General features: G+C 53.1%; 9 protein-coding genes and 3 pseudogenes. 9 read left to right on the plus strand and 3 right to left on the minus strand.

Annotated elements, in window-relative coordinates; all coding sequences use genetic code 11:
* Positions 1–43: 43 nt before the first annotated feature.
* The 6 genes and pseudogenes from ACR0CZ_RS06105 to ACR0CZ_RS06130 form a co-directional block, all read left to right on the plus strand.
* Positions 44–919 carry an AAA family ATPase gene (locus ACR0CZ_RS06105; RefSeq protein WP_170392519.1) on the plus strand — a complete coding sequence of 292 codons (876 nt, stop codon included), beginning with the start codon at positions 44–46 and terminating at the stop codon, positions 917–919.
* Positions 916–2097, plus strand: coding sequence for a vWA domain-containing protein (locus ACR0CZ_RS06110; RefSeq protein ID WP_480537024.1), 1182 nt, complete (start codon positions 916–918; stop codon positions 2095–2097). Before ACR0CZ_RS06105 ends, ACR0CZ_RS06110 begins: the two co-directional genes overlap by 4 nt.
* Positions 2094–2876 carry an XdhC family protein gene (locus ACR0CZ_RS06115; RefSeq protein ID WP_170392517.1) on the plus strand — a complete coding sequence of 261 codons (783 nt, stop codon included), beginning with the start codon at positions 2094–2096 and terminating at the stop codon, positions 2874–2876. The genes ACR0CZ_RS06110 and ACR0CZ_RS06115 overlap by 4 nt, the downstream gene beginning before the upstream one ends.
* Entirely contained in the window at positions 2869–3477 is a 609-nt protein-coding gene (locus tag ACR0CZ_RS06120; RefSeq protein ID WP_170392516.1) for a nucleotidyltransferase family protein, read from the plus strand. The genes ACR0CZ_RS06115 and ACR0CZ_RS06120 overlap by 8 nt, the downstream gene beginning before the upstream one ends.
* Positions 3478–3579: 102 nt before the next feature.
* Entirely contained in the window at positions 3580–4032 is a 453-nt protein-coding gene (locus ACR0CZ_RS06125) for an SRPBCC family protein (RefSeq protein ID WP_170392515.1), read from the plus strand.
* A gap of 169 nt (positions 4033–4201) precedes the next feature.
* Positions 4202–4508, plus strand: a pseudogene (locus ACR0CZ_RS06130) (transposase); the annotation flags it as partial.
* A 32-nt stretch (positions 4509–4540) separates the two neighbouring features.
* Here ACR0CZ_RS06130 and ACR0CZ_RS06135 read toward each other — a convergent pair.
* A pseudogene (locus ACR0CZ_RS06135) lies at positions 4541–4827 on the minus strand (transposase); the annotation flags it as partial.
* 181 nt (positions 4828–5008) lie between these two features.
* Here ACR0CZ_RS06135 and ACR0CZ_RS06140 point away from each other — a divergent pair.
* From ACR0CZ_RS06140 to ACR0CZ_RS06150, 3 genes and pseudogenes are all read left to right on the plus strand, one after another.
* Positions 5009–5653 (plus strand): annotated as a pseudogene (locus ACR0CZ_RS06140) (cephalosporin hydroxylase family protein); the annotation flags it as partial.
* A gap of 1207 nt (positions 5654–6860) precedes the next feature.
* The gene (locus ACR0CZ_RS06145; RefSeq protein WP_170392512.1) at positions 6861–8579 is read left to right on the plus strand and encodes a glycosyltransferase family protein; all 1719 of its coding nucleotides are present in this window, start codon (positions 6861–6863) and stop codon (positions 8577–8579) included.
* Complete coding sequence (locus ACR0CZ_RS06150) at positions 8576–8836, plus strand: NAD-dependent epimerase/dehydratase family protein (protein WP_170392511.1); 261 nt, start codon at positions 8576–8578, stop codon at positions 8834–8836. The genes ACR0CZ_RS06145 and ACR0CZ_RS06150 overlap by 4 nt, the downstream gene beginning before the upstream one ends.
* A gap of 1068 nt (positions 8837–9904) precedes the next feature.
* Here ACR0CZ_RS06150 and ACR0CZ_RS06155 read toward each other — a convergent pair.
* Both ACR0CZ_RS06155 and ACR0CZ_RS06160 read right to left on the minus strand, forming a co-directional pair.
* Positions 9905–10702 (minus strand): transporter family protein, encoded by a 798-nt coding sequence (locus ACR0CZ_RS06155; protein WP_170392510.1) that lies wholly within the window; start codon positions 10700–10702, stop codon positions 9905–9907.
* A 165-nt stretch (positions 10703–10867) separates the two neighbouring features.
* Positions 10868–11848: a CobW family GTP-binding protein gene (locus tag ACR0CZ_RS06160; protein ID WP_170392509.1), complete on the minus strand. Its 981-nt coding sequence runs from the start codon at positions 11846–11848 to the stop codon at positions 10868–10870.
* Positions 11849–11852 lie beyond the last annotated feature (4 nt).

An 11852-nucleotide genomic window follows, 5' to 3' on the forward strand; every position in this document is an offset into this window, starting at 1 on the left:
CGAAAGGCAGGGCGGAGACGTTCCGCTCTGCCCGGAGACACACATGACCTGGACCGATTTACAATCCGCTCTTGAAGGGCAGGGCTATGTCGCATCCGACGACCTAGCAGTTGCTCTCCATTTGGCGCTGACGTTGGAGCGGCCCCTTCTTCTGGAGGGCGCCGCGGGCGTAGGTAAGACAGAGGTCGCGCGCACCCTGAGCGATGCGCGCGACACCAAGTTGCTCCGACTGCAATGCTATGAGGGGCTCGACGCCGCGCAGGCCATCTACGAATGGAACTACCAGCGGCAATTGCTAACGATCCGCGCCGCCGCCGAAGATGGTGAGACGGGCAAAAGCGTTGAGGAGCGTATTTTTTCCCGTGATTTCCTGTTGGAACGCCCTCTATTGGCCGCCATTACCCAGGACACTCCGCCTGTTTTGTTGATTGACGAAATTGACCGTGCTGATGTGGAATTCGAAGCCTACTTGCTGGAAGTTCTGGCCGACTATCAAGTGACTGTGCCAGAACTCGGCACCATCACGGCCTCTAGTAAGCCGATCGTGATCCTGACATCAAACGGCACACGCGATCTATCCGATGCACTGCGTCGTCGCTGCCTTTACACCTATGTCGATTATCCGGACCGACAGACAGAACTTGCAATCCTCAAAGCCCGCTGCCCTGCGATTGAGGCGCGTCTTGGCGCGCAAGTCGTAGGCTTTGTACAAAAGCTTCGCGAGGAGGAACTGGAAAAGACACCCGGCATCGCTGAGATGCTCGATTTTGCTGCCGCCTTGATGGGACTTGGGATTGCGGATCTGACCAACGATCCAACCGTGTTGCACTCCACCTTAACCACGCTGCTGAAAACTCAAAGCGATCAGGCACAGATCACCGCCGAAGTCGCGGCCCGTATCGCGGGGAAGGCCGCATGAGCCGGGTTTCCAAATTTGCGGCGCGTGATCCGGGGCCAGCGGCCCGTGTCGCCGGGTTCATTGCGCATTTGCGCCAGAACGGCCTGCGCCTAGGTGTGGCAGAGGCAGAGCTTGCCTTGCTTGCCCTCGGCGAGGTCAATGCCGCTGTCCCGAATGAAAGCCGTCGCGCGTTACGGGCCATCTGCACAGGATGCAAGGATGAGGCCGAACGGTTCGACAGCCTCTTCGATAGTTTTTGGATGGATTCCGGTCGGGTGAAGCAATGGGCCGTGCCCAAAGCGCAGTCTGCGCTCAGCGATGACGTGCATTCCTCTCGTCAAGCCAAGGGTCAGGATATGGGCGCATCGGGCAGCGCCATCGCTCCTGATTCCGGTGACGGCGAGGCCGACAGCGACGGCACCGGTAAACTTATCGCAACTCAGCAACGCAATCTCAGCCGCCGCGATCTGCGTGATCTGGTCCGCGCGGATGATATCGCAGAGGCCGAAGCAGTTGCGCGTCGCATCGGTGCCGCTTTGCGCGACCGACGTTCGCGCCGTCGGATCGCCGCCCGCAAAGGCGACCGCCTGCATTTTCGCAAGACCATTCGCCTGAGCCTTGCGACAGGAGGGGAACCTCTGCAGCTCTTGCGCAAGTCTCGCCCAGATCGCAGCCGCAAAATCGTAGCGCTTTGCGATGTATCGGGATCGATGAGCGTCTATGCACAAGTTTTCCTTGCTTTTCTCGCTGGGCTGATGCGCGCTGACAAAGATGCCGACGCTTATCTTTTTCACACACGGCTGGTTCGCATCACTGAAGCATTGCGCGACAAAGACGCACTGCGTGCAATTGGTCGGATGTCGCTGATGGCAGATGGCTTCGGCGGTGGATCAAAGATCGGGCCATCGTTGCAACGCTTTGCCGATACCTATGCGCGGCGCTTTGTAGATGGCCGGTCTGTCGTAGTGATCCTGTCGGACGGCTATGATACCGAGCCACCCGCAATCCTGGCAGCAGCGCTTGAGAAGCTGAGAAAACGCGGCTGTAAGATCATCTGGCTCAATCCATTGAAGGGTTGGAGCGACTACGCGCCCGTAGCTGGCGGAATGGCTGCGGCCTTGCCTTATCTCGACCTTTTTCAACCGGCCAACACCCTTGCCGATTTTGCCGCCCTGGAACCAAAATTGGTGACGCTATGAGTCCGGCAGAGATCTTAGACACGGACCTTGCCGATGCGGCACAAGACCTGCGTGACCGGCAAGAACCATTCGCCTTCGCGACAATCGTGCGCACTGCGGGGGCGACGGCGGCCAAGCCGGGTGCCAAAGCGCTGCTCAGCGCGGACGGGACAATCCTGCATGGATGGCTTGGTGGCGGATGCACGCGTGGCGCGGTCAAACGCGCTGCGGTAGAGGCTTTGCGCGCCGGTCAGCCGCAACTGGTTTCTGTCGCGCCCGAGGAACTCCTGGAAGAAATGGGCGTGATAGCGGGGGATGAAGTCGACGGGACGCGCTTTGCGCGCAATGGTTGCCCGTCAAAAGGCACCGTCGACATTTTTATCGAGCCCTGTTTGCCAATGCCCGAACTTGTCGTGCTTGGCGCATCCCCTGTGGCCCAAGCGCTTAGTTCCCTGGCACCGCAATTCCACTGGTCGGTTTCTGGCACCACGTCGACTGATACGACGTGCAATCGACGACGCTTCGTTGTCATTGCGACGCAAGGCCAAGGAGATTTGGACGCGCTCAAATCCGTACTGACAGATTTGCCCGACTATGTTGCCTTCGTCGGAAGCGCTCGGAAATTCGCGACACTGGCTGAAAAACTAAAGACCGCCGGCATAACGCCCGAGGCCATCAACACCGTCCACGCCCCGGCGGGTCTGGACCTGGGGGCGGTCACGCCCGAGGAAATAGCGCTGTCGATCCTTGCGCAGTTAGTCCGTGTCAGACGGCAGACTGTGGGGCTTGCCGATGGCTGATGTTGCCGCGATCCTTCTGGCCGCCGGTCTTTCCCGTCGCATGGGGGCGCAAAACAAGCTGCTGTTACCAATAGACGGCGTGCCGATGATCCGCCGGGTAGCCATGGCTTACTTAGGTGCCATTGATACTGACCTGACGGTGGTAACAGGACATGAGGCGAGCGCCGTGCGCCGGGCATTATCAGGGCTAGCTGTTTCTTTGGTTCACAATGCAAACTTCACCAGCGGCCAGCAGAGCTCGGTTGCCACGGGATTGCATTGTGCACCTGACGCCCATCTGCTTCTGATCGGCTTGGGTGATCAGCCGCTATTGACCACTCAGGATCTGCAAGATCTGATTGCCGCTCACGTTGCAGGTGATGCGACTAAAGTGACGATACCTGTCCATAACGGCGCACGAGGCAATCCAATTACTATCCCGCAGCTATTGCGCCGGCGATTGCTGGAAAACCCCGCACGCCCCGGCTGCTTGGGCTTCACGCGCGATCATCCCGAACATGTACAAGCCGCTAAGCTGCCATCGCCAGGGTTCTACACCGATGTCGATACCCCGGATGACTATGCGACCCATTTGGAAACCGCGAACGAGCCGATCTCATGAGCCGACTTCTGATCTGGATGCGCGGGCGTCTTAAATCGCTCGAAATGACCACTGAACAAGCAGACAACATAAGATTTCCCTGTTGCTAAGAAGGACTAGACTATGGAACTGAACGACGAAATCATCATCAACGCCCCGAAAGATCGCGTCTATGCGGCACTGAATGATCCCGAGGTGTTGAAACAATGCATCCCGGGTTGTGAAGAACTAATCAAGCATTCTGATACTGAACTGGAGGCCAAGGTCTTGCTTAAAGTAGGGCCCGTAAAGGCGCGGTTCGGAGGCAATGTCACCCTGGACCAGACCGGCGCCCCTGATGCATTCTCTCTGTCTGGTCAGGGCAATGGTGGTACCGCTGGTCATGCAAAGGGTGGCGCAGATGTGACGCTGAGTGCAGACGGCGACAAAACGATCCTGCGCTATGAAGCCAAGGCCGAGATTGGCGGAAAACTGGCTCAGCTCGGCAGTCGTTTGATCCAGAGCACAGCCAAGAAGCTCGCTGGAAAATTCTTCAAGTCCTTCGCTGATGTAGTGAATGAAGACGCGATGATTTGATCTTAATGGGTGGAGATGAAGCAGTTCTGTAAGCTTGCTCCACCCGCTAACGACCAGAAAGGCAACTTGTACCGCCTGCGCAACTGCCTTACGTCATCGCCAATGGGACAGTTTAAGTCGATTTGATAAGAGAGGGTTTCTGGCTCATCGTAACCGCCAAGGAGTGGAGATGAGAAAGCAACCCGGAACCAAGCAGAGCCACGGTGAGAAGGTCGTAAAGGACATTCCCCGTGCGACCCGCAAACAGTATTCCGCAGAGGAAAATATCAGGCCGTTCCGGATGACCGGAAGGGTGAGGATAGCATGCCGAGTTTTGCCGCTGTGAAAGCATTGCACAGAGCCTCTACTACAGCTGGTCCAAGGAATTCCTGGAATCCGGCAAGAAACGCGTGGCAGGTGATACGGCCCGCGCGGCGACTTCCACCCAAGTAAAGGATCTGAGACGGGAAGCCCGTGATCTAAAGAAAGTTTTTTGCTGAATAGGCCTTGGAATTGCGCCTGCTCAAAGAAAGCGTGATCGCGGATGGGGGCGACGACGAGCGGGGCTCAAGAGTTACCCTTTGAGGCTACCGTCAGGAACAATTTGTCCAAAGTCAAATCTGAAACCGCGTGTTTCAGCCGCTCGGTCTCTTTCTAACGCCGTTTCAGTTCCTTCAACTGATCTACGCCCATTCCACCGTACTTCTTTCTCCAGCAGTAATAGGTTTGTTCAACAACCCCGATCAGTCTGATCGCATCAAGACGGGACATGCCTTGCCCCATAAGAACTTCAACCTGCCGCAACCACGAGACAATCTCTTCTAGCTTCGGTCGCTAGTTTGCCATTCTCATTCATCCGTTTCCTAAACATATCGGTGGACCAGTTCAGTTGGGGAGGCTCACATCTCTTCTGGACTTTCGAAATGATGCAAGTTTTCAGCATTTGTCCCAGGATTGGCGGCGCGAAAGCATGCAGCGGCGTTAGGTTTACAATTTCGATTGGATGGGGCGGCCAATTATCCAATATCCGCAGGATATAGTCGCCTTGCAAGAGATAGTATGGGAGACAAAATCCGATGTCATTCTTGAGACGGGCATCGCCCATGGTGGCTCTTTGATTTTGTCCGCATCATTGCTGGCCATGCTCGACTATGCTGACGCTGTGGAAAGCGGAGATTTGCTTGATCCGGCTAATCCGAGGCGACGCGTCGTCGGCATTGACATCGATATTCGTGCACACAACAAAGTCGCGATGGAACGCCATCCGATGGCCTCCCGGATCACTATGATCGAGGGATCCTCGACTGCGCCAGACACTATCGCGCGTGCCAAGGATGCTGTGGGCGACGCCAAAAGAGTCATGGTTTGTCTCGATTCGATGCATACCCACGACCATGTTGTCGCCGAACTAGAGGCATATGGGCCTTTGGTTACCTCAGGTTGCTATTGTCTGGTTCTTGATAGCTTTGTGGAAGACATGCCGCCGGGGTTCTTTGAAGACCGCCCTTGGGATGTTGGGAACAACCCCAAAACGGCTCTGCACAGCTGGTTAAAGGACAATCCCGATTTCACCATAGATCGCGATATGGCGACTAAACTGCAGGTGACCGTTGCACCTGATGGATTTTTGCGTAGGGATTAGATTTGACGATGAAGACTTTTATGTAGTCGCGATCAGCGGGGTCATGCACTTAGCTTTCTTTTTGTTGGATAGACGCCGTTCAATTTGTTCCCGTTGTTGCGACACCGTGAATAAGATCGGCGCACTTATGGCTTTGTCGTGTGGAATAACATCGCTAGAGCGTCCTATCGAAAAACTGAAGCGCCGGGATTCCCATGAGAACTGAATTGTAATTCATCGTTTATGAGAGGATGGATCATAACAGCACCATTGCCAGATGCGTTTCGGTCGCGGCTTCGAAAGTTGATTGAAGTATGGTTATGCGGGAGCGCGACGGCGTTATGGTTGTAACTTTCGCCTACAACCGGCGCACGCACAAGGTTTACGGTCCGACGAACTGGACGATTGAAGGCCGCGCCGCAGGTTCGACCTTGCAGTGAAAGCATTCTTGATCCCCATCGCTCATTTCTTATCGAACGGATTGAGCAAGAAGAAGACACAACCATGCCTGAACTAGCCAATGTACTGGCATATACGACCGGTGTACAATCACACCCTAATGCGATGACAGGTTTCCGAGCAAGTTTGGCTTTAAGTACAATAGAAGACGCTGGTGGCCACCTAGCGACGCTACACACGGACAAGGGGACAACGCTACGACTGGTCTACCCGCCACCCGCCAGCTGTCTCGGCCAAGCCAGATCGCGTTGGAGCAAGGACATTCACTGAAATGTTCGGCGCCTTCTCAGAGATCTACGCTCTCTTCTCACCAGAAGAATGCTGGAACCACTTTAGGGCTGCCAGATTTGTCTCAAGTTAAAAGCCGGTGGTTTAAATTGTGTGTCCAAGTCGTTGTTTAGCAACGTCATGTGCCGGGGATTGTACTGGTTGGAAACGATTGCGTCTTGAACGTGTGCCTCTGATACGATTGAAGTTCTGCGTTCAACAACGCTGCGTTAGAATGGTATGGCAACTATGCGGCATAGCAGTTGAATAAAGGGGATCGCCGGTTGCACTGATGCGCTTTCCTAGAATAGTTCTGCGTATCTATTGATACAATCCAGATCGGTGGTTCGAATTGCCCTTCAGTCTTCACCTTAGTTCATCATTGCATGCTATAATCTTTCGACTGACACACCCAAGAAAGTACGTCGAAGCACGTAAACTTCGTTCTGCGGCAAAACACGCTCTCGAGAAGAAGAACTTTCGTTCAGCGTCGGGGACGATTTTGAAGGCGTTGAATTGTAATCCAGCGCTGAGGAATGGCGCGCAGCTTCTTGCTAAAGCAAAGGCCGCGGACGTTCGAGCAGGAAAGGCAGACTTAGTTGCAGAAGCGGAAATAGACCTTGTTCACGAAGTCGAACGGAAACTTGAGACCCGCAGATTGTGTTCTGATGCAACGTTCGAAGCACTGGCCGTAGTCAAGGCATTGCAACTTGATGCCGAACAGTCGCTGGACGCTCTTTCGCGTTTGAAATCGCGCCGCCGCCGCAAGGTACTGTCTTTTGCAGTGATCGGCGTGTTGAGTAATGCGTTCGAGGATCGTAGCCATTTCCAAAAGTTCATTCAGTTGTTGGACCAATTTGGTGTGGCCGAAGAGGCAAATTCTCGCAGAAGTGTATTCAATATGTGGTTGGTGCACGAACTGAAGTTCGGGGTGCCTTACAAGGGTGGACATCCTCTTCTGGTTCCCGAAGTTTTTCAGAGGTTTATACAAACCGTGCAGGAAGGTGATCCCGCCGTTGCTTCTTTCCCTATCGAATTGCAGGACCTTATAAGGGCAGGGCAGGTTGGCGGCGCGCATGGTGGTTCCCCCGTCGAGTGCAAAAAGGTGTTGGTCGTCTCTGACAACTGGAACTTTTTTCCGCTGGCTGCGAAGGCACTCGAGGACGATGGATTTGAAGTGCGTTACCTCGATTTTGGAATTATCAGGCAGGCGTTTCCCAATACGGATCGCAAACTGGGTATTTCGTACCAAACAAGGAGCATCGCCGGGCGACCCACTGCGACCGCTATCCGCGAAGCGCTGGCAGACCGCAATCCGTTAGCGAGTGACCTTGTTGGTTGGGCTGATGTCGTTTTTTGTGAGTGGCTGACGGAGGGCGCTGTCTGGATGAGTCACTATTTGCAGGAAGAAAAGCCGCTGATAGTTCGTTTACACAGCTACGAAGCATTTACGGCATACCCTGTGATCGCGAACTTTCGCAGGATCAATGGGTTAGTATTCATTGCGCCACAAATTCGTAAGGTGTTGACTGCGCTGGTGGGTGAGAAGGCTCTTTTGGACACCGTTACAAATGTCATTCCCAATATTAGAGATGTGTCGAATTTCAACTTTATAACGCGCGAGACATTATCAAAAAAGACCCTGGGTATGACGCAATACGCTTCCGCCAACAAGGACCCAATATTCGCTCTCGACATACTCAAAGAACTTCAGGTGCATGATCCATCCTGGAGGCTTCGTTTCGTTGGAAAGCCTTGGGGTAGCGATGTATCGGACTCTGAAGCGCAATATCAACTCAATTTCAAGAAAAGACTTTCTGAGTTTGGAGATAGCGTTTCAGTTGAAGGGTATACAAACGACATTGCTAGTTGGTACCGGTCGATCGGCTTTGTTTTATCTACGAGCCAAAGAGAAGGTAGTCATGAGAGTCTCGTCGAAGGCATGCTTACTGGTGCTATACCGGTTCTACGGAATTGGCCCATGATGGCACCTTTTGGGGCTCCCGAGTCAGTCTTCCCGGATCTTGAACGAGTAAATACTGCGGCCGAAGCAGCTGCATATATTCTTCAAGCATCCGATCAATACGAAATACGCTCTAAAGCCGCTGCAGATTACGCCGTCGATTATGTGACTATGGATAGGCCGGAAATTGAGTTGCCACGGTTTGTCCGAGCAGTATGTCGGTCAGACCGCATTGGACAATCCGTGGTTGCTTCGTGACTGTTCTCATCACCGGAGGCGCTGGCTACGTCGGCAGCCATATCGCCTGGGAGTTTCTGAACCAAGGCGATTCTGTCGTTATCCTTGACAATTTGATGAAGGGCGTCTGTGAAAATCTACCAGAATCGGCAGTTTTTGTTGAAGCTTGCGTTGGTGATGAAAAGGTAATTGCAGAACCACATTCTGGCATCCACACCATCCTGGTAATTGACCTCCCGATTGCGTTGGGAAAATGTCAAAAATTTTGTTCTTTCTGAAAATGGTATGAAAAAAAGTAGCAGTAGCGTTCTTCTTGCTTTGTTTCTTACCCTCTCGAAACAAACAGCCATGGATTTCACGATCCTCAAGCGAGGTACAGAAACGGACGTTGGAGTGGCGTCGGTTTTCCGCGGTTGGTTTGTGGCGGCCGGCTTACTAACCAACCACAAGAGTTAAGTCGGCCGCCTAAAGCTGTACGGCAGGCGCATTATCACTTGGTGCATGGCTTAAGAACTATATTAGCCGTAGCCGAAATGGAGGCTACGGCTAAATCTATGCTATCGGATTGGGCGCACCATCGATCTGTTTTGAAACGTGACGTAAGTTACTCTCCATCCCGAATACAACTTCCGTGATCTTCTAGGTTTTCGGAACCGTGCGTAGACAACTCGTACTTCATCGTCGGGAAAAGAGTCAGCGTCCAGACTTCATTTGATGCGATGTAGATAAACGTCACACAATCAAGACCATGCGCAATCGTATGGGTCTTCGAATTCAACGGCTTAAACCAATCAAAAGCAGATAGAGCCGTTTCACCAAATCCTACGGGTGAAATGAGTTCCTGCGCGACATTCACGGCAGTTCGTTCGCGTTGCAGTCGCTCGTAGAAGAAGCATTCCCACCATCGCAATGCATAACAGCAAAGTGGGCTACGTTCGCAGCATTTGAGGTCATTTATGGATGTCGGCTCGGAGCCAAATTCGTGGGCCCGCTGATTCGAGCTGAACGGCAGCTTTGGTCCGTTCACCTGCCACCTAACACTGGATTGTGAACGTCAGGAATGCGCGGTTGTGGCATGCTGCATGAACGAATGGCAGAGGTGGAATCAAAGGCAGGTGAGGGCTGTTACTTCAAATCAATGCCCACCGCAGAGAACGGCGAGAGAGAGCCCTTACCGGCCATTGCTACAACGGTTCAGCGCTGCGGACGCAATAGACAGGCCTGCAGCCCAAAGCGGACATTCAAATCCAGGCATAGTGACTTCCAAGATGCGGACAATCTGCCGTTCGCTTTCATCCGTCCAATGCCTGCATCCGGTAAGCGATATTCTTTGAGGAAAGGTTCAACTATTTGGGAAACAGTAAGGTAGCTACAAGTCTCACGCCCCAACCTTCGGGCCCACTATCGGGGCCGTCGGCCGAATAGCGTATCCCCCCGCCTACGCTGATAAGTTGATCCCCGAGTTGGGTAACTTTGGTGACAACACTGTTGATTGGCACAGACCATTGTTTGTTTTCCCAATCGTAGGTGGACTCAGTGTTAATAGTGAACGTCCACGCGTTCGAATTTGTGTAGGAAATAAATGGCTGTAAGAACGTCTGACTGATGTCGGTATCACCATCAATGTCCCAGATGTGATTTGTCAGGCCACCATATGTCCACGGACCCTGCTGTTTGAGTGCCACGCCGGTAACTCCTGCACCCCACGCTCCGAGACCTAAGCTGTTATCTGTCGACGTTGGCAGCAGAAAAACAGGTCCAGCCCCCCAGATCCAACCGCCCGCACTTGGTTTTTTGGGCGAAAGAAATAAGCTTTGAACAGTATCTCCTAGCCCATTCTCGGATCCAGAACCCGGAAAGCTACCATCTATAGAGGCAATTGGGAGAATTGTTCGGGATATGAGGTTCCAATCGTCCGTAAGCTCAAAGGGAATAACCGGTTGTACGTTCAATATCCAACGCGAACCAATTCCGTCGGCACCCAAATTCTGATCATAATTCAGCTGGAATGGCACACTAATGAGAGCAGCCACTGGGTTAGCAAGTTGCTTTGCTAGTTCTTCTTCCTGGGACTCTGCCCACGCAGTACTAGAAAGGGCACCAACCCCGGCAAGTATGGAGTAGCGTAGCAACCTTAGTTTCATTGGCGGTCTCCTTTTGGCTGGCCCGTTTCTAACGGATGGCTTGCACTTGAGATCACCAGGTTGCCAATAGACGTCAACGGCCCATCACAGCACGCCCCCGCCGAACTAGATGAAATTATCCAGCACGGTTGACTTATAGCCCAAATACTTGATCGAACCTGGCTTTCAGACTGTCTCCATAAGCGTGTCCGAAAGCACATCCTCGGAGAGCGCCCCCGGTGCGCCTATTGCGACAAGCCTTGTTTCGGGTTTGCGGTCACCCCAAGCACCATCCCGTGAGATGTCCATTCGTTTTCCAACCACCTGAACAAGAATGCGATGATCTGGATCCTCCTCGCTGAAAACAAAACCCTTGAGGCGATAAACGTCGCCCGGAAGCTTCCGAATTGCACTCCGGAGGGAAGACAGGCTTATTGGGCGTTCAGCTTTCATCATGGTCGTAGAAAAGCTGTCTGAGTGATCAGAGTGGTGGCAACCACAATCTGGCCCATGTTCGTGATGATCGGGTATTTCGGTTTCGAGCTGTTCGGCGGCAAAGCGACCAACTGAAAGAAGTATATCCAGCGGGACATCCGCGTTGACAGCTTCGACCAGACGATACCGACGGAAGCGAGAGCCAAGCCAGTCGTGCACCTTCTGAACTGTGGCCCTGTCGACAAGATCAACCTTGTTCAAAATAACCATGTCCGAGAACGCAATTTGACGAAGCTTCAGTTCCATTTGTTCCGGCGCGGCAAATAACTGTTCCGCATCGACAAGACACATGAGGCTGTCTAAGCGGATCATGTCCCGGAACCGTTGATCCGTAAACGTCATCGCGATTGACGATGGGTCCGACACGCCGCTTGCTTCAAGGACGATGTATTCCGGTTTCTCAGGCCGGGCGAGAACGGCTTCCACTGTTTCGATCAGGTCATCTCGTATTGAGCAGCAAACGCAACCATTCGCTAAACTCATCACATCATCTTCAAGGCCAACAACGAGATCAGCATCGACGTTGATGGATCCAAAGTCATTCACCAAGACTGCCACTCGTAATCCGTGATTGCCGGTGAGGATGCGGTTCAGAAGCGTTGTCTTACCGGCTCCTAGAAAGCCGGTAAGGATCGTTACGGGGATCGCAGAAGTCGAACCAAATTCAATCATTGTT

Source organism: Ruegeria sp. H9, from assembly GCF_056532915.1.

Excerpts from the sequence above, each read along its gene's own strand:
- ACR0CZ_RS06105 (WP_170392519.1), top strand. The coding sequence starts at position 44 with ATGACCTGGACCGATTTACAATCCGCTCTTGAAGGGCAGGGCTATGTC.
- ACR0CZ_RS06110 (WP_480537024.1), top strand. The coding sequence starts at position 916 with ATGAGCCGGGTTTCCAAATTTGCGGCGCGTGATCCGGGGCCAGCGGCC.
- ACR0CZ_RS06115 (WP_170392517.1), top strand. The coding sequence starts at position 2,094 with ATGAGTCCGGCAGAGATCTTAGACACGGACCTTGCCGATGCGGCACAA.
- ACR0CZ_RS06120 (WP_170392516.1), top strand. The coding sequence starts at position 2,869 with ATGGCTGATGTTGCCGCGATCCTTCTGGCCGCCGGTCTTTCCCGTCGC.
- ACR0CZ_RS06125 (WP_170392515.1), top strand. The coding sequence starts at position 3,580 with ATGGAACTGAACGACGAAATCATCATCAACGCCCCGAAAGATCGCGTC.
- ACR0CZ_RS06155 (WP_170392510.1), bottom strand. The coding sequence starts at position 10,702 with ATGAAACTAAGGTTGCTACGCTACTCCATACTTGCCGGGGTTGGTGCC.
- ACR0CZ_RS06160 (WP_170392509.1), bottom strand. The coding sequence starts at position 11,848 with ATGATTGAATTTGGTTCGACTTCTGCGATCCCCGTAACGATCCTTACC.